At 54.7% G+C, this 18,192-nt stretch carries 15 protein-coding genes and 1 other annotated feature; of the genes, 6 read left to right on the forward strand and 9 right to left on the reverse strand.

The annotated features are described in order from the left end of the window. Positions 1–235: 235 nt before the first annotated feature. The 8 genes from ACLM7Z_RS09145 to ACLM7Z_RS09180 all read right to left on the reverse strand — a co-directional run bounded on the left by ACLM7Z_RS09145 (position 236) and on the right by ACLM7Z_RS09180 (position 7,628). Positions 236–1,060, reverse strand: coding sequence for an MBL fold metallo-hydrolase (locus tag ACLM7Z_RS09145; protein WP_435644928.1), 825 nt, complete (start codon positions 1,058–1,060; stop codon positions 236–238). Positions 1,061–1,140: 80 nt separating this feature from the next. Further along, the gene (trpA, locus tag ACLM7Z_RS09150) at positions 1,141–1,920 is read right to left on the reverse strand and encodes a tryptophan synthase subunit alpha (RefSeq protein WP_205703628.1); all 780 of its coding nucleotides are present in this window, start codon (positions 1,918–1,920) and stop codon (positions 1,141–1,143) included. Continuing rightward, positions 1,913–3,097, reverse strand: a complete 1,185-nt coding sequence (gene trpB / locus ACLM7Z_RS09155; protein WP_087020062.1) for a tryptophan synthase subunit beta — start codon at positions 3,095–3,097, stop codon at positions 1,913–1,915. Before trpB ends, trpA begins: the two co-directional genes overlap by 8 nt. Positions 3,098–3,099: 2 nt before the next feature. Continuing rightward, positions 3,100–3,696, reverse strand: a complete 597-nt coding sequence (locus ACLM7Z_RS09160; RefSeq protein WP_087020064.1) for a phosphoribosylanthranilate isomerase — start codon at positions 3,694–3,696, stop codon at positions 3,100–3,102. A 4-nt stretch (positions 3,697–3,700) separates the two neighbouring features. After that, positions 3,701–4,483 (reverse strand): indole-3-glycerol phosphate synthase TrpC, encoded by a 783-nt coding sequence (trpC, locus tag ACLM7Z_RS09165; RefSeq protein ID WP_087020067.1) that lies wholly within the window; start codon positions 4,481–4,483, stop codon positions 3,701–3,703. 41 nt (positions 4,484–4,524) lie between these two features. Further along, positions 4,525–5,547, reverse strand: a complete 1,023-nt coding sequence (gene trpD / locus ACLM7Z_RS09170; protein ID WP_435644929.1) for an anthranilate phosphoribosyltransferase — start codon at positions 5,545–5,547, stop codon at positions 4,525–4,527. Between the two features lie 36 nt (positions 5,548–5,583). Then, positions 5,584–6,144 (reverse strand): anthranilate synthase component II, encoded by a 561-nt coding sequence (locus ACLM7Z_RS09175; RefSeq protein WP_435644930.1) that lies wholly within the window; start codon positions 6,142–6,144, stop codon positions 5,584–5,586. 14 nt (positions 6,145–6,158) lie between these two features. Then, on the reverse strand, positions 6,159–7,628 hold the full coding sequence (locus ACLM7Z_RS09180; RefSeq protein ID WP_435644931.1) for an anthranilate synthase component I family protein: 1,470 nt from the start codon (positions 7,626–7,628) through the stop codon (positions 6,159–6,161). 75 nt (positions 7,629–7,703) lie between these two features. After that, positions 7,704–7,952: a binding site (T-box leader), on the reverse strand. Positions 7,953–8,316: 364 nt separating this feature from the next. Between ACLM7Z_RS09180 and ACLM7Z_RS09185 the strand changes: the two genes are divergently transcribed. The 6 genes from ACLM7Z_RS09185 (at position 8,317) to ACLM7Z_RS09210 (ending at position 17,199) form a co-directional block, all read left to right on the forward strand. Next, positions 8,317–10,698, forward strand: coding sequence for a glycogen/starch/alpha-glucan phosphorylase (locus ACLM7Z_RS09185; RefSeq protein ID WP_087020078.1), 2,382 nt, complete (start codon positions 8,317–8,319; stop codon positions 10,696–10,698). Positions 10,699–10,942: 244 nt separating this feature from the next. Further along, entirely contained in the window at positions 10,943–13,126 is a 2,184-nt protein-coding gene (gene ppk1 / locus ACLM7Z_RS09190) for a polyphosphate kinase 1 (protein ID WP_165761110.1), read from the forward strand. Between the two features lie 168 nt (positions 13,127–13,294). Next, positions 13,295–14,770 carry a WG repeat-containing protein gene (locus ACLM7Z_RS09195; RefSeq protein ID WP_087020084.1) on the forward strand — a complete coding sequence of 492 codons (1,476 nt, stop codon included), beginning with the start codon at positions 13,295–13,297 and terminating at the stop codon, positions 14,768–14,770. Between the two features lie 14 nt (positions 14,771–14,784). Beyond that, a complete protein-coding gene (locus tag ACLM7Z_RS09200; RefSeq protein WP_273350367.1) occupies positions 14,785–15,726 on the forward strand; it encodes a substrate-binding domain-containing protein in 942 nt (313 codons plus the stop codon). 154 nt (positions 15,727–15,880) lie between these two features. After that, positions 15,881–16,645 (forward strand): helix-turn-helix domain-containing protein, encoded by a 765-nt coding sequence (locus ACLM7Z_RS09205; protein WP_165761111.1) that lies wholly within the window; start codon positions 15,881–15,883, stop codon positions 16,643–16,645. 101 nt (positions 16,646–16,746) lie between these two features. Beyond that, the gene (locus tag ACLM7Z_RS09210; RefSeq protein ID WP_273350370.1) at positions 16,747–17,199 is read left to right on the forward strand and encodes a DMT family transporter; all 453 of its coding nucleotides are present in this window, start codon (positions 16,747–16,749) and stop codon (positions 17,197–17,199) included. On the opposite strand, the gene ACLM7Z_RS09215 is transcribed toward ACLM7Z_RS09210, so the two are convergent. Next, positions 17,196–18,119, reverse strand: a complete 924-nt coding sequence (locus ACLM7Z_RS09215) for a TIGR01212 family radical SAM protein (RefSeq protein WP_087020096.1) — start codon at positions 18,117–18,119, stop codon at positions 17,196–17,198. The two genes, ACLM7Z_RS09210 and ACLM7Z_RS09215, sit on opposite strands and share 4 nt — an antisense overlap. Positions 18,120–18,192: the final 73 nt, after the last annotated feature.

Genomic DNA, 18,192 nt, shown 5'->3' on the forward strand with positions numbered 1-18,192 from the left:
ATTCTGGTGAAAATGATGGTAATCCGGGCGAAAAACACCTCCACCAAACAGGAATATTATACAACAGAATCGTGTGCATTTGCAACGAAAAATTCGAAAAATCAGGCATTTTTGCCTGAAAATTAACAGAGTTTGCAATCGATTGAAATCTTTGCTGTAGAAATGCACAAAGAAAAATGTGAATAAAGTGTAAACTATGGTATTGTTGACAAAATTGGTGCAAGTGATGCAAGAATTAACCCGTTGCAAGCGCAATCTGCATGCCGCCGGACAGATAGGAAACCTGTGCACCCAGCTCGCGACGCAGGATTTCATAGGACGGCATGCCGGTGCAGTGGCAGGTGAAATAGCGCGCTGGAGTGCGTCGGAGCTCGTCGGCAATCGCACAGACAGTCTCCTCCGGTTCATGGATGCCGCGCGAGGGCTGGCACAGATGGAAACCAGAGACAACGTGTGTCATCGGGCGGCCTGCGACCTGCTGTGCCTGCTCCATGATGTTGAGGATGCCGGTGTGTGCACAGCCTGCGACCAGCAGACAGATATCGCCCTCTTCGACGATCAGGCTCTGCTCATGAGAAAAATCATCCGGCAGGCGGGAGCCGTCTGCCTGCTCCATTTGCAGGCCTGCGCAGGAGGAGGCGAGGAATCGGTGTCCGGGTGCGCCGGAAATCAGCGTCAATCCATCCCCCAGATGCGTCACACCGTCGGTGTAATGCAGGCGCGGGCTTGTTTTCAGAGACTGTTCCAGTCCGATATACCGCGTGGCGGATGACCAATGAGGGATGAAGGCATTTTTGTGCAGGTAAATCGGTGCATGGTCATTAACCTGCAAAAAAGCAGGCAGTCCGCCGCCATGGTCATAGTGCCCGTGCGACAGAATTGCGAGGTCTGCCGCGGCGATATCCACACCCAGTTCCGCCGCGTTGTGCAGGAATGTGTCATCCGGACCGAAATCGAATACAATGCGGTGCGCCGCAGTTTCCAGATACAGCGACAGCCCGTGCCGCGATTGGATTTCCGGCACATGCGAGGTATTTTCCAGCAGGGAAATCAGCTTCATTTTCAAATATCCTTTCTCAGTAAAAAAACAGTGCAGGAAGCATTCCTGCACTGTCAGTGTATCAAATTGGAGGCGGGAAATCAATCCGCGCGGCGGCAGGCGTCCTTTATGGACTTCACATATTCTGCGACCGGCTGCACGCTGTCACGACCGTATTTTGCAATCAGCTTGACAATTGCCGAGCCGACGATGGCACCGTCTGCCTGACGGCACATGGACTCCGCCTGTTCCGGCGTGGAGATGCCAAAGCCGACTGCGCACGGGATGTCGTTGACTTCCTTGACGAGTTTGACCATCGCGCCGATGTCGGTGGTGATATTGCTTCTCGTGCCTGTGACGCCGAGCGAGGAGACACAGTACAGGAAGCCCTCTGCCTGCTCCGCAATGGCGCGGATGCGGTCATGCGAGGTCGGCGCAATCATGGAAATCTGTGCCAGACCATACTTTTTGCACAGAGGCTCGAATTCCTGCTTTTCCTCAAACGGAACATCCGGCACAATAATGCCGTTCATGCCGATTTCTGCGGCGGTTTTGAGGAATTTTTCTGCACCGTAAGAGAAGATGACATTCGCATAGGTCATGAAAACCATCGGGATGCTGACCGTCTGGCGCACACGGCGAACCATATCAAAAATCTTGTCGGTGGTCACGCCGCCGGACAGCGCGCGCAGGTTTGCGTCCTGAATGACCGGGCCTTCGGCGGTCGGATCAGAGAACGGGATACCCAGCTCAATCAGATCTGCTCCTGCGTCTGCAATGGCGGAAATGAGTTTTTCTGTGGTCTCCAAATCGGGATCTCCACAGGTCAGAAACGGGATAAACGCCTTGCCATTTGCAAAGGCATCTGCAATTTTAGTCATGGAGATCCTCCCCTCTGTAGCGGGCAATGGCAGCGACATCCTTGTCGCCGCGGCCGGAGACGTTGATTACAATAATCTGATCAGGCGACATAGTCGGTGCGAGCTTGCACGCATAAGAAATGGCATGTGCGGACTCGATAGCCGGAATGATACCCTCGGTGCGGGACAGGTACTCGAATGCCTGAACCGCTTCTTCATCGGTGACAGGGACATACTTGGCACGGCCGGAATCGAACAGCATCGCGTGCTCCGGGCCGATGCCCGGATAGTCCAGACCGGCAGAAATGGAGTAAACCGGTGCAATCTGACCGTATTCATCCTGACAGAAGTAGGATTTCATACCGTGGAAAATGCCGAGGCGTCCGGTGGACAGCGTTGCGGCGGTTTCCTTTGTATTGATGCCGCGGCCTGCGGCCTCACAGCCGATCAGCTGTACCTCAGGATCGTCAATAAAGTTGTAAAACGCGCCGATGGCATTGGAACCGCCGCCGACACAGGCGATAACCGCATTCGGCAGGCGGCCTTCACGCTCCAGCATTTCCTGCTTGATTTCCTTCGAGATTACCGACTGGAAATCACGGACAATCGTTGGGAACGGATGTGGACCCATGACCGACCCGAGGACATAGTGCGTGTCGTCGATGCGGCTGACCCACTCGCGGAAGGTCTCGGAAACGGCGTCCTTGAGCGTCGCTGTGCCGCTGTCGACCGGGTGTACCTTGGTGCCCAGCAGCTTCATGCGGTAGACATTGAGCGCCTGACGCTCGGTGTCGAGACGGCCCATATAGACCTCGCATTCCAGGCCGAGCAGTGCGGCTGCGGTTGCGGTGGCAACGCCATGCTGACCTGCGCCGGTCTCCGCGATGACGCGTGTCTTGCCCATTTTCTTTGCGAGCAGGCACTGTGCGAGTGCGTTGTTGATTTTGTGTGAGCCGGTGTGGTTGAGATCCTCACGCTTGAGATAAATCTTTGCACCGCCGAGGTCTTTGGTCATTTTCTCGGCATAGTACAGCAGGGAGGGGCGGCCGACATAGTTCCTCATCAGTTCGTCCAGCTCTGCGTTGAATTCCGGATCGTCTTTATAGCGGTTGTACGCTTCTTCCAGTTCATGAATGGCATTCATCAGGGTTTCGGGGATGTATTGTCCGCCGTGAATGCCGAATCTTCCGTTAGACATGTTTAGAAACTCCTTATTTGTTCGATCAGCGCGCGGATTTTGTCAGCGTCTTTGACGCCGTCCGTTTCCGCGCCGCTGGAAATGTCCATGACATACGGCTGCATCTTTGCCGCATCACTGAGATTATCTGCCCGCAGTCCGCCTGCGAGTGCGAATGGTCTGCCGATATCGCGCACAAGCGTCCAGTCAAACACTTCGCCGGTGCCATATCCGTTGTCCAGCAGCACGAGATCTGCGCTGCTGTGGCGTGCCGCGTCCAGATCAGCCTGTGACCGAATGCGGAATGCCTTCCAGACTGGCTTTCCGGTGCGCGCCTGCAATTTTTGGACAAAGGCATCGTCCTCCTGTCCGTGCAGCTGGATGATGTCCACTGTGTGGCTGTTCAGCAGTGCGGCGTTGTACGCGAGCGGTTGGTTGACGGTCACGCCGACCGCCGGGATTTCAGGGGACAGGTCTGTCCGGAGCAGCCATGCCTGTTCCGGGGTCAGGCTTCGATGGCTTTTGGGAAAGTTGATGACAAAGCCGATGTAATCCGGGCGATATTGATTGACCACTTGAATGTCTTCCGGGCGTTTGAGCCCGCAGATTTTTACTTTCATCGGATTACCCCCGCATCTGTGCCAGCAGAGCAGCTTTATCCGGGGCGCGCATCAGGACTTCACCCATCAGCACGGCGTCCGCGCCGATGCTGCGCAGAGCGGCGACATCAGCCGCGTTTTTGACGCCGGATTCCGCGACATATACGCAGTCCGCCGGGATCAGGTCGCGCAGGCGTGCGGCGTTGGAAAAGTCGACAGAAAAATCCTTCAGATTTCGGTTGTTGACGCCGATGAGTCGGGCACCGGCCTCAACTGCGGAACGGATTTCCGCTTCGTCATGTGTTTCCACGAGAGCGGACAGGCCGAGCTTTTCGCAAATTTCCAGATGGTGCGCGATGGTCTGTGTGTCCAGAAGCGCACAGATGAGCAGGACGGCGTCCGCACCCATCAGCTTTGCCTGATAAATCTGGTATTCGTCTACCGTAAAATCCTTCCGAATCATCGGTGTGTTCACGCGGCTGCGGATATCGGTGAAGATTCTGTCGCTGCCGAGGAACCATTTCGGCTCAGTGAGACAGGAGATGCAGTCCGCGCCTGCCTGCTCATATTCTGCGGCAATGTCCAGATAGGGGAACGATTTTGAAATAATGCCCTTGGACGGAGAGGCTTTCTTAACCTCACAGATAAAGGAAAGGCCGTCGCCGCGCAGCGCTCGTTCAAAGCAAAACGGCGGGCGGGAAGGAGCCGCACCGTCTGCGCACAGATGTTGCAGCGCATCGAGAGAAGTTTTTTCTTTGTCAGCCGCGACGCGCACGCGGGCATAATCGGCAAGTTGATCTAAAATCATGATTTTCTACCTTATCATATTATACTTGCAACGCGATATACTCAGGCATTGGAAACGGCAATATATGCGTTCAGCGTTTCCATTGCCTTGCCGGAGTCGATCATCTCCGCCGCCAGCTTGATGCCATCGGCAATCGAAGCTGCCTTGCCGCTGATGTAAAGGGCAGCGCCTGCGTTCATCAGGACGATATCACGCTTTGCGCCGCGCTCCGTGCCGGACAGGATTGCGCGGGTGATCTGTGCATTTTCTTCCGCACTGCCACCGGTGATATCGCTCTTCTGTGCGCGGGACAGGCCGAAGTCCTCCGGTTGGATGGTGTAGGTCTTGTATTCACCGCCGCCAAAGTCGCAGACTGTCGTCGGTGCGCTGATAGAGATTTCATCCATGCGATCCTGACCATAGACAACCAGGCCGCGCTTGACACCCAGATTGGTGAGCACGCGTGCCATCGGCTCAACCAGATACTCGTCATAGACACCGAGCAGCTGGTAGCACGGGCTGGCCGGATTGGTGATCGGCCCGAGAATATTGAATACGGTGCGGATGCCCAGCTCCCTGCGGATTGCACCGACATACTTCATGGAAGTGTGATATTTCTGTGCGAAGAAGAAGCAGATACCTGCGGTTTTCAGTTCTTCCACACATTTTTCCGGGGACTGGTCGATATTGACGCCCAGTGCTTCCAGACAGTCCGCTGCGCCGGATTTCGAGGAAGCGGCGCGATTGCCGTGCTTTGCAACCGGCTGGTCGGCTGCTGCGATGACGAGTGCAGCAGTGGAGGAAATATTGAACGAGTTGGAGCGGTCGCCGCCGGTTCCGACAATTTCCAGGCATTCAATGTCACCGGTATCGACCATCAGCGCATGGCTGCGCATTGCAGCGGCACAGCCGGAGATTTCATCGACGGTTTCTGCCTTGGCGCTCTTGGTGGACAATGCCGCGAGAAATGCAGCATTCTGTGTGGGCGAGGTTTCGCCGCTCATAATTTCATTCATGACCTGATATGCTTCGTCATAGGTCAGATCTTCCTTCATAACGATTTTTTCAATTGCTTCTTTAATCATGGTAAACGCTCCTTTTTCCGATCCATACACGCATGCTCACAGAGCAAGAAAATTCGTCAGGATAACGGCGCCGTCCGGCGTCAGAATGGATTCCGGATGGAATTGCAGGCCGTATACCTGCTTATCACGGTTCATGACTGCCATGACCTCGCCCACGCTGTCAGCGGAAACAACGGTCAGAGCATCCGGCAGGTCGGTGCCGATGAGGGAATGGTAACGTGCGACCGGAATGTGATCGGGCAGCCCGTCAAACAGGGGGCATGCGGGATCGAGTGAAACGACGCTCTGCTTGCCGTGCATCAGACGGCGCGCATGGGTGACAGTACCGCCGAAGGTCTCACAGATGGCCTGATGACCGAGGCATACGCCGAGCATCGGGATTTTTCCGGCAAATTCGCGGATCACATCTTCGCAGATACCGGCGTCACAGGGACGACCCGGGCCGGGCGAGAGGATGATATGTGACGGCGCGAGTGCACGGATTTCATCTAATGTAATCGCATTGTTGCGTACAACGAGGATATCCGGCTCGATTGCGCCGCACATCTGGTACAGATTATAGGAAAAGCTGTCGTAGTTATCAATCAGTAAAAGCATGCTGCAACCCCCTCTCAGTCCGCATCAACTTCTGCGGCGCGCTCGATGGCGGAGATGACCGCGCCTGCCTTGTTCTGTGATTCCATGTATTCGTTTTCCGGTACGGAGTCGGCGACAATGCCGCCGCCCGCCTGTACGGTAACACGGCCGTTTTTCTTGACTGCCATGCGGATGGCAATGCAGGTGTCCATGTTGCCGGTGAAATCGACATAGCCGAGTGCGCCGCCATATACGCCGCGTGCGCACGGCTCCAGCTCCTCGATGATCTCACAGGCGCGGATCTTGGGTGCGCCGGACAGAGTTCCGGCAGGGAGCAGGGTGGAGATGGCGTCAAAGGCGTCAAACTCCGGTTTGATATCGCCTTCAACCACGGAAGTGATGTGCATGATGCGTGAATAGCGGTGGATCATCTGATAATCGGTGACCTCGACCGAGCCAAATTCAGACAGGCGGCCGATGTCGTTTCTGCCGAGATCGACGAGCATATTGTGCTCGGCAAGCTCCTTCTCATCCGATAGCAGGTCAGCTTCCAGCGCCTGATCCTCGGCCTGTGTTGCACCGCGCGGGCGGGAGCCGGCGACCGGGAAGGTGGCGAGACGGCCGTTGCGCAGGCGGACAAGTGTTTCCGGAGAGGTGCTCATCAGTTCAATGTCGTTCTGATGCAGGTAAACCATGTACGGCGACGGGTTAGTGGTGCGCAGGACGCGGTAGGCATCGAGCAGGCTGTCGGTATACGGCGTTTCAAACCGGCGTGAAAGGACTGCCTGGAAGATATCGCCGTCTACAATATATTGCTTGGTTTTGTTTACAATGTCACAGTACTCTTCCTTTGTTACATTGCAGGTGAAGTTCGGCTTGCAGTGGCTGCGCGTGACGGGCAGCGGCATCGGCTCGCGGATCAGACGGATGATTTTTTCGATTTCCGCGCGTGCAGTGCCGTAATTCTCCAGCATATCGTCCGTCCGCATGTTGACAATGACGTCGATTTTCTGCGACAGGTGGTCATAGGCGATGACCTTGTCGAACAGCATCAGGTCGAAGTCATCGACATCGCTCGAGCGCAGGTTCAGGGTCGGTTCGGCATAGCCGATCATGCGGTAGGCGTAGTAGCCGACCAGACCGCCGGTGAACGGCGGGAAGCCCTCAATGCGGGGCGCCTTGTATTGTGCCATCAGTGTGCGCAGCACTTCATTCGGGGTGTCGGTCGTGACGGTCTCCGTGGGGCGTCCGTCGGTGTACTCTGTCGTGACGACATGATCCTTGCAGGTTACGTGCACAATCGGATCGAAGCCGAGGAACGAATACCGGCCCCAGCGCTCGCCGCCCTCGACGCTTTCCAGCAGGAAATAGCGGTCGGAGACCTGTGCGATTTTGCGCAGCAGCGCAATCGGCGTCGTGATATCCGCATAAATTTCGCGGCACAGCGGAATTGTGGAATAATCGGCTGCATAAGCCTGAATTTCTGAAGCAGTTGGTTTCAGCATGGAGAATCTTCCTTTCTTACGATTTGCGGCGGGAAGGGCAACAAAAAAAGCCTTCATCCCGAGTTTGTTCCAAACTCAAGGGACAAAAGCCAAAGCCTCTGCGGTGCCACCCTGTATTGCCGATCCGAAAGGAATCGACCACTCGCCGCACACCATCATGTGCGTTCCGATATAACGGTCGGAGACCGTCAGCGCCTACTGGCCGAAGCGTTCAGGCTGCCCTCACGAGTCCATTCCGCGATCTGTGCGCCGCCGCAATCCCACCACCTGCGGCTCTCTGCATGCGTATCTCGAAAGCGTACTTCTCTCGTTCAACGGTTTTACTTTATTGCATTAAAGATATCACAGAATTGCGACATTGTCAACAGGGAATTGAAAAAACGGTGTTACCAGAAAAAACCTAATCTTGAAAAAGTGAGGGCAATATGCACAAAACGAATTTTTTTACCGAGAAAATCTGACGAAAATCTGTAAAAATATGTTGGAGAATTTGGCAATGCGTTATAAAATGGGGGATGTAAGGCAGGTTTTAGTTGAAAACATTTCAAATCATGGTATAATATTCATATCTCAGATAGGGTCTTGCCGGATTGGGCAGAGGAAGCATGACAGTACGACGGCGTAAACCGCTGCGTATGCCTCCGGCGGAGCCTGTTGCTTACGATCAGAAAGGTGGTATATTCACACGATGAATTGCTCAAAAATTATGGACAACATGGAGGTCTACCTGCGAAGTGACCTTCGCAAAGACCTCGACGAGGCCAATGCGCAGGACCTGCACCATGCACTGTCCAAGGCGATCATGTCAGAAATTGCCGAGCCGTGGAAAGAAAGCCTGCTTCTTCACCAGGCAGGACGCCATGCATATTATATGTCTGCGGAATTCCTCATCGGCCGCGCGATTTACAACAACCTGCTCTGCCTTGGCATCTACGACGAGGTCGAGGAGAAGTTCAAGGAAAGGGGTCTCGACCTGTCTATGCTGGAAGAGGTTGAGGACGCATCGCTCGGCAACGGCGGCCTGGGCCGTCTGGCAGCTTGCTTCCTGGACTCCGCAGCAACGCTCGACCTGCCGCTCGACGGCTATGGCATCCGCTACCGCTACGGCCTGTTCAAGCAGTATATTCAGGACGGCTTCCAGAAGGAGACCGCGGATGACTGGACCCGTTTCGGCGATCCGTGGAGCATCCGTTCCGACTCCGATGCAGTTCTGGTCAAGTTTGCAGACCAGACCGTCCGCGCAGTACCGTATGATATTCCGATCATCGGCTACGGCACCAAGCACATCGGCAACCTGCGCCTGTGGCAGGCAGAGTCCATCTCTTCCTTCGACTTCAACGAGTTCAATGCGCAGCATTACGATGCATCCGTCCGCGAGAAGAACCGCGCAGAGGACATCTCCCGCGTTCTGTACCCGAACGACTCCACCGACGAGGGCAAGAAGCTCCGCCTGAAGCAGCAGTATTTCTTCTGCTCTGCATCCCTTCAGGACATCATCAAGAAGTACAAGGCAAATCACGGCAATGATTTCACCCGTTTTGCTGAGTTCAACGCAATCCAGCTGAACGATACCCATCCGGTTATCTCGATTCCGGAGCTCGTCCGCCTGCTGACCACCTATGAGGGCGTTGAGTTCCGTCAGGCCGTTGAGATTGCGCAGAAGACCTTCGCTTACACCAACCACACCATCCTGCCGGAGGCGCTGGAGAAGTGGAACAAGCATCTGCTGATTGCTGTTGTACCGGAAATCTACGAGATCATCGAGAAGATCAACAACATGTTCATTGACGAGCTGTACAAGCAGCAGCGCAACCCGGATTTCATCCAGGATGTACAGATCATCAAGCACGACATGGTTCACATGGCAAACCTTGCGATGTACGGCTCCAGCTACGTCAACGGCGTTGCTGCGATCCACACCGAGATTCTGAAGAAGAACACCCTGCACTCGTTCTATGAACTGTGGCCGGAGCGCTTCCAGAACAAGACCAACGGCATCACGCAGCGCCGCTGGCTGGCGATGAACAACCGCGAGCTGTCTGCGCTGATTACCCGCCTGCTTGGCTCGGATGCGTGGGTTACCGACCTGACTCAGCTCAAGAAGCTGGAGAAGTATGCGCATGACGAAGCGGTTCTGGACGAGTTCTGGAACATCAAGCACCAGAAGAAGCGCCAGCTCGGCATGTTCATGCTCAAGCACGACGGCACTGCGCCGATCAAGGGCTCGATCTATGATATCCAGATCAAGCGTCTGCATGAGTACAAGCGCCAGTTCCTGAACGCACTGTCCATCCTGTACATTTACTACGGTATCAAGGACGGTTCCATCCAGGACTTCTACCCGACCACGTTCATTTTCGGCGCAAAGGCTGCTCCGGGCTATGACCGTGCAAAGGGCATCATCAAGCTCATCAACGAGATTGCGCGTCTGATTGAGAATGACGGTCAGGTACGTGACAAGATCCGCGTTGTCTTTGTCTCCAACTACAACGTATCCTATGCGGAGAAGCTGGTTGCGGCTGCAAATGTATCCGAGCAGATTTCTACCGCAGGCACCGAGGCTTCCGGTACCGGTAACATGAAGCTGATGCTCAACGGCGCAGTTACGCTGGGTACGATGGACGGTGCAAACGTCGAGATTGTCGAAGAGGCAGGTCTCGAGAACGAATACATCTTCGGCGGCACAGTCGAAGAGATCGAGCGTCAGGAGAACAACAACTATATCCCGTACAACATTTACAACGGCGATCCGAAGATCAAGCGCGTTATGGAAGCACTGGTCAACGGCACGCTCAACGATGGCGGCACGGGTATCTTCCGCGAGCTGTATGATTCCATCATCCATAAGGTTGACTGGGGTCAGAGCCATCCGGATAAGTACTTCCTCATGTACGACTTCCAGAGCTATGTCGACACCAAGCTGCGTCTGAACCGCGATTACCGCGACAAGTATGCATTTGCATCCAAGTGCTGGATGAACATCTGCAATGCAGGCAAGTTCAGCTCTGACCGCACCATCCAGGACTATGCTGCCAACATCTGGCACATTGATCCGGTTGAGTTCGAGTAATTCACCGTTTGAAATAACAGATATGCCAATGTCGGCATCGCCCTTGCGGCGATGCCGACATTTTTTTGCACAGGAACGTCATATAATGAAACAATACGGCTTTTCTATATATGCGTCGGGAAAAAATGTAAAAAATGACGAAAGCCCCCTCGTAATTTGTGCATGATTGCGATATAATGAAACAGGGACAGCCCTGCTGTGATACAACAGAATGAATAACAGGATAAGAAGGAGGGCGGCTGACATGCTTCCCAAGGAATTGCTGGTCAACCGGGAGTTGAGCTGGCTGGAATTTAATAAACGAGTGCTTTCCGAAGCGCTGCGCGCGGATGTGCCGCTGTTTGAACGGCTGAAATTTGCTGCCATCTATTTTTCCAATCTGGACGAGTTCTTCATGGTGCGCGTCGGCTCGCTGACCGACCAGAGCATTATGGATCCCGATAAGCTCGATGACAAGACCGGCTGGAATGCGGCAGAACAGGTTGCACGTATGCTCGAAATGGTGCACTCCTTTGAGCCGATGACCGAAGAGATGTATACCTCCCTTGTCATTGAGCTCAAGCAGCACAGCATCGACTTCATCAATTTTAAGAAGATCAGCAATATGGACGAGATGATTGCGCAGAAGTATTTTACCGAGGAGATCAAGCCGTTGCTTTCGCCGCAGATTGTCGACCGACATCATCCGTTCCCATTCCTGCGCAACAAGGAAAAATATGTCGTCACCTGTCACAACAACAAAAACGGCGGGGAACGGTTTGGGGTTATCCCGATCGGCCATCTGCCGGATTATTTCGTCGTCAGCTTTGACGGGCGCAAAAAGGTGTTGTTCACGTGCGACATTGTGGAGCACTTTATTGGGCAGCTGTTTACCAAGCAGAAAATCGTTGAAAAGGCGACCATTCGCGTCACGAGAAATGCGGATATTGCGGTGGATGAGGCATTGCTGGATTATGATATGGACTTCCGCGGCGTGATGCAGGAGCTGCTCAAAAAGCGCCGCCGTCTGTTTGCTGTCCGTTTGCAGATGTCCTGCAAGTCGGAAAAAATTCAGAAATATCTCTGTGAGCATCTGGAAGTCACGCTTCCGGGCGTTTTCATCCAAAAAATTCCGCTTGATTTTGGCTTTGGCTTTTCCCTTGCCGGGAAGGCGAAGGAAACCGATATCTCGCTGTTTTATCCGGAGCGCAAGCCGCAGGTTCCGGCAGTGTATCATCAGAATATCCCGATCCGTACACTGGCGGACAATGAGATCCTGCTGGCGTATCCGTTCCACAGCTATAATCCGTTCCTCAACATGCTGTATGAGGCGGCAGATGACCCGGAGGTCGTTTCCATCAAGATTTCCCTGTATCGTCTGGCTGGGCACAGCAAGGTGGTTTCCGCGCTGTGCTATGCGGCGGACCGTGGCAAAGATGTGCTGTGCATGCTGGAGCTGCGTGCGCGCTTCGACGAGCAGAGCAACATTGATTATTCCGCAATCCTGGAGGAGGCAGGCTGCCGCGTCATCTACGGACTGAGTGACTACAAGGTGCACGCAAAGCTGTGCCTGATTACGCGCAAGGATGCCGACGGCAACGTCAGCTATACCACTCAGGTCGGCACGGGCAACTATAACGAGAAGACGTCCGAGCAGTATACCGATCTGTGCTTTATCACCAACGAGGAGGCCGTCGGGCGCGATGCGACCGAAGTGTTCAATAATCTCTCCATCGGTGAGACGACGGAACAGACGGAATCGCTTTGGGTTGCGCCGCACTGCTACCGCACACATGTGCTGGAGCTGCTCGACCGCGAGATCGAGGTGCAGAAGAACGGCGGGCATGGTTATGTAGCGATGAAGATCAATTCGTTCAACGATGTCGGTATCATGGAAAAAATGATCGAGGCGTCACAGGCGGGTGTAGAAATCCATCTGTATATCCGTGGTATTTGCTGTCTGCGCCCGGGAATTGAGGGCAGTACGGACAACATTACCATTCGTGCGATAATTGGCCGCTATCTGGAGCATTCGCGCATCTTTGTCTTTGGCGAGGGCGAGCGCCAGCGCATTTATCTCGGTTCGGGCGATCTGCTCAACCGCAATACGCAGCGCCGCGTCGAGATTTTTGCGGAGCCGAAATCGAAGGAAATTCGCAAGCAGCTGTTGTATATTATGAAGACATTGGAAACCGACAACAGCCAGTCGTGGCTGATGCAGCCGGATGGCACCTATGAGCGCGTCGTCTGTCGCGAAGGAGAACGCCCAGTCAACAGCCAGATGAAGCTGTATGACTATTTTAACTGCGATACCGTGACGGCATCCGCCATTCCACCCGCAGCGAAACAGAAGCCGGTTGTTGCTGCCGCGCCGAAAGCGTCGCAGCCGAAATCACAGCCGAAACCCGGATTTTTCCGGCGGCTGTTGGATAGTCTGTTCAAAAAATAATACAAAATTATACAGCGCAGATGGCACAGCTGACCTGCCCAAATCGGACGGGCGGCTGTGCCGTTTTTGCATTATGGCAGAATGTTTACAATACAAACCTTGACAGCGCGATAATACCTGCTTAGAATAATAAAATGATACCGAATACAAACAAGTAGGAGTGATAGTATGAAAAAGCGGGCAGCTGGCCGGGCAGCCGGCATGATTGTTGTATCTGCGCTGCTCTGCGCGGCTGTTGCGGCGCAGCCACAGCCGCGTGCGCCGCAGGACACAGGCTCCGCGCCGGAGGAAAAACCGGCGGCCGCAGAGCTGAGGCCCAATACAGAGGATGTCCTGTTTGAGATACAGGAACCGGTCGGCATTGCGCGCGCCATCGGCGTCAGGGATACACTGACGCCCGCCTCCGATTATGGGCAGATTCTGCCGTATGCTGCAAAAGTGATTGGCTGGAAGCAGGATGGCACACCGGTTTACCGCTATGCACTTGCGGATTCTGCCGGAGAATTGGTCACCAATCCGGTTTATACCTCTGTGGAGCGCAAAACCTGTCAGGATCAGCTGATCTGGTTGATGGTGCAGGACACGGAGGAGGGTACACGTGTTTCCTGTGCCGCACACGACGGCAGTTGGGTACTCGGCCCGTTTGACGGCAGCATTACCGTGAACGAAAGCTGTATTTTTGTTCAGCGCACCGGAAACTCGGTCACAACGGTGTATGACAGCGATGGTAAGATCATCGGGCAAGTGAACGGCGTTGTCTCGTCGTGCACGGATGGCATCATTGTGAGTCGGGAGAGCGCAGAGGACACCACGATCTGGCATATCAGTGACGCAGATTCCACTGAGAGCCGCGCTGCGCTCGCGGCTGTGAAGGTCGGTGCATTTTCTGACGGTACTGCGACGGTACAGCTCACAGAGAATGAATGGGGCTTTATCGACGAGGACGGCACGGTAACAGAGGTGGATGCGGCCTGGCTGGATGAGAGCTGTGACGGTTATGCGCTGGCAAAGAATGCCGAAGGCAAGTTCGGCGTGCTCGATTCATCCGGCAAGACTGTGGCAAAATTCCAGTATAGCAATGGCACGCAGTGCGGCGATGCGCTTCCGCTGTATCAGTTGTGGGAAACAGAGGACGAATGCATGGTTCTCAGCGCCGCGATGGGGCAGAAGCTGATGCTGCCGAAGGATCTGAATGCACAGCAGCTGATTGCACTGCCGGAGAGCTACTTCGCCTATACTGATGCGGAGGGAAATTCGGTTGTATTTGACGATCTCGAGAGCTTTGCGTTTGAGGGCGAGGCATCGTTTTACCGGCAGGGCAGAGAGCGGATGATAGTCGCTCTGGAGGACGGCTATCAGGTCTTTGATCTCGAAGAGGCCAAGGTCGGCAAGCTGCGCCCGTATCTATATACCGCGCCGCAAACGCAGGCCGCATATGACGACTCTGTGTTTACGATTACCGATCCGGAGACCGGCTTGCAGGGCATCGGCGATACCAAGGGACGCATTGTGCTCGAGCCGGAATATAACAGCATTTCCAGCGTGGACGGTTCGTATTTTGCGGCAGTATCCGGCTGCTGGTCGGGCATTGTGGATTCCAATGGCGATTGGATTGTCCGGACAATGCTCACGGGTATAAATTGAGGAGGCGAGCGACGATGAAGAACAGAAACGGTTTGTTCGCGGCGGTGCTGTGCACCGTCCTGCTGGCGGGCTGCGGTGCGGCTCCGGTGCAGGAGGGAAGCGCAGCAGGCTCGGCTTCTGAGGAACCGGCACAGTCTGCGACGGTGGAAAAGATTCCCGCAGACGGACTGGAAGCCTTTGGCGGCTGTGAATCGCTCAGCCTGCCCGGAAATCTGGCGGCAGCCGCGGCGACTGGCGGCGATTATGAGGATGCTTCCGCCCTCACTTCGTTTTATGGCACGAGTGAGGAGGCGTGGCAGCGACTGCTGGACGGAGATCTGGATATCGTGCTGGCGTATGCGCCGGACAGTGAGACCGAGGCGAAGCTGAAGGAACAGGGCGTTTTATTGCAGCCGGTCGGCACAGATGCACTGGTCTTTCTGGCAGGCAGCGCACAGGAATCTTCCGCAGCATTGACACGGGACGAGATTGCAGCAGCCTATAAGGGCAGCTCGGCAAACTGGAAGGGCTATGCATCCGCGCCCAGCGCGGACAGCCGAAAGCTGTTTGCACAGCTGTTTGGTGCGGACAGCGCTGGCGTGCAGGTAAAGGATGGAGAGGATATGCTGACAGCGGCTTGCCCGCATACAGCAGGAACCCTCTGCTATACAACCTGGCTGGAGATGCAGGAAAACGGCATTCCGCAGGGCACTGCGGTCGTTGCGGTGGATGGTATCATGCCGACTGTGCAGACGCTGACAGAGGCCGCAGGTTCTGCGGTGTATCCGCTGCGGGCACAGTATTCTCTTGCCGTATGCGGCGGGCTGGAGGAAGACGATCCCGCGATGCTGTTTTATCGCTGGCTGACGTCGGAGGACGGCATGAACTGGCTTGCGGAAGCTGTTGCTGCACTCCAGGGCGGGGATGCTGCGGATAACACGCAAAGCGAAGAGGAAGCCGGTTCCGGTGAAAGCTGATACTCCTTCTTGCAGGAGTATACTTATTCAGAATTATTTTGGGTTAGTGCTTGACAGTTTGCTGACAGCATGATATCATATCCCTGTAAAACAAAGGCGTTTTATGGTTTTTTACCGTAGAACGCCTTCTTTTTTTATGTTGGAGGCGACAAATTTGCATATACAGGAAGCCAATGATTGGGTAATTTTTAACAATATCACATATCAGATCCATCAGATCAGCGACTTCAATGAAATGTGCCGGAATTTTCTGGAACAGATGCATCTCCTGATGGATTTTGATGGCGCGGTCTTTTATTATTCCTCCGAACAGGAGCTGCCACAGTTGCGGCATGCAGTTTGCAATTCCTATTCAGAGCGCGTTGCAAAGGAATATCTCGACAATTATCAGAAGCTGGACTTCAGCCGCGGCCTGCTTATGGGCGGCAAGAGCATGGTTTACCGCGAGAGTGATGTCTTTTCTGAGGACGAACGCATGGAAACCGAGTGTTATCAGCGCTTTTCCAAGGCGGAGGGCTTTCATCACAGTGTCCATATCCTGCCCGCATTTGAGGGAAAAGTACTCGCAAAAATTTCATTTTACCGCCGTCGCGGGCAGCCGGATTTCCTGTATGACGATGTCTTCCTGCTGGATATGTTCAAGGAACATCTGGCGCTGCGCACTGCACGGTATTATGAAGACCGTGCGCGCCAGCACGAGAAGCTGAGCATCCATGAATGTGAGGAGCGCTTTCATCTGACGGCGCGGGAGACAACCATCCTCGGTCTGCTGATGCAGGGTCTGCCGAATGATGTCATCTGCGCACAGCTGACCATCACCAATAACACGCTGAAGAAACATATTTTAAACATTTACAAAAAGCTGAGTATCCGCAACCGGACACAGCTGTTTAAAATGGTACGTGAATATGCTGACTGAGAAAAAGGGGTTTATCTTTCGAGGAAGATAAACCCCTTGCAGTTGATGTGAACGGAACCGGCAAAAACGGACAATGACACAACAACCCTTGAGGTAGGAGAATAAAACCAGCTCAGGTTGCATTTTGCAGGGCGGCATGCGTCTGCTGGGGATTTGAAAATAACTGCACGCGCCGCATGTCACAGAAGGATGCCGGGCAGATTGTCGTCATTAAGGGACTGTGCTCGGGCTGCGGCTCGCTGCTGCTTGCACTGGCGGTAGGGGAGACGTTTCCTGAGCCTGGTTTTATTGCGCTTACAATGCTGCTGGGTTTTGTCGCATATGGATTGAGTATTTTCTTCTATGTTCGCGCACAGCGCGAGCTTGGCGCGGCAAAAACCAGCGCGTATTATGCAATTGCACCCTTTATCGGAACTGGTCTGTCGCTGCTCCTGTTTCGACAGCGGCCATCGGTTTCGTTCCTCGTTGCGCTTGCAATCATGGCAGCCGGGACATATTTTGCGTCGACGGAGGGCAGACCAAGCCGGAAGGCCTGCCCGCTCCGCTGGGATTAACTGCGCAGGCGGCAGCCCTGCACGCTGTCGCGGCGTTTGAGCTCGCGGTCGATGGCGGCGAGCACAGCGCGCTTGTTGCGGCTCCAGTCGGGCGCGAGCAGATCTTCGCCTTTGCCGTCACCGGTTAGACGTTGGATGACCACATGCGGCGGCAGAACCTCCAGTTGGTCACAGATGACGGAGACATACTGTTCCATGGTCAGACATGAATATTCTGTTTCGGCGAGCGGTGTGCCGCGCAGGATGTGCAGCGCGTGCAGCTTGACTGCGTCGATGCCCATGCTGCCGATCAGACGGGCGGATTGCACCATCTGTTCCGGTGTTTCGCCGGGAAGACCGTCGATCAGATGGACGCACACGGATACCGGCATGCGGCGCAGCCGTTCGAGTGCACGCTCGAAATCTGCAAACGTGTGGTGCATGTTGCACCGCGCGGCAGTAGCATCGAATACCGTCTGCACACCCAGTTCAATGGTCAGGTCAGCCTGTTGTGCGAGCTCCGCGAGCAGCGCACAGACCTCCTCTCCGACGCAGTCCGGGCGGGTGGCAATGGACAGCCCGACTGCATCCGGGAGCGAAAGTGCCTGTGTGTACAGCTCGCGCAGGCGGGATACAGGCGCATATGTCCCGGTAAACGACTGGAAATAGGGGATATAGCCGACCGGCTCCCATTTGCGGAGCATTTGTGTGCGATAGCGGTCGAACTGTGCGCGCAGAGAGGATTCCGGTGCGGCGATAAAATCTCCGCTCCCGGCGGCGGAGCAGTAGCTGCATCCGCCGGTGCCCTTCGTGCCGTCGCGGTTGGGACAGGTGAAACCACCGTCCAGCGGAACCTTTGCGATGCGGCCGCCGTATGTTGTTTTCAGATACCAGAAATACGGATAAAACCGTTTGCCCGAGCCGTCAAAAGGCAGAGACATGGAAAAAACCTCCCCGGACAGAAAAAAGCCGACGCGGCTTCGTTTGATGCGAGCAGCGTCGGCTTTCTGTTTG

Source organism: Butyricicoccus porcorum, assembly GCF_051246315.1.
Classification (GTDB): Bacteria; Bacillota; Clostridia; order Oscillospirales; family Butyricicoccaceae; genus Butyricicoccus_A; species Butyricicoccus_A porcorum.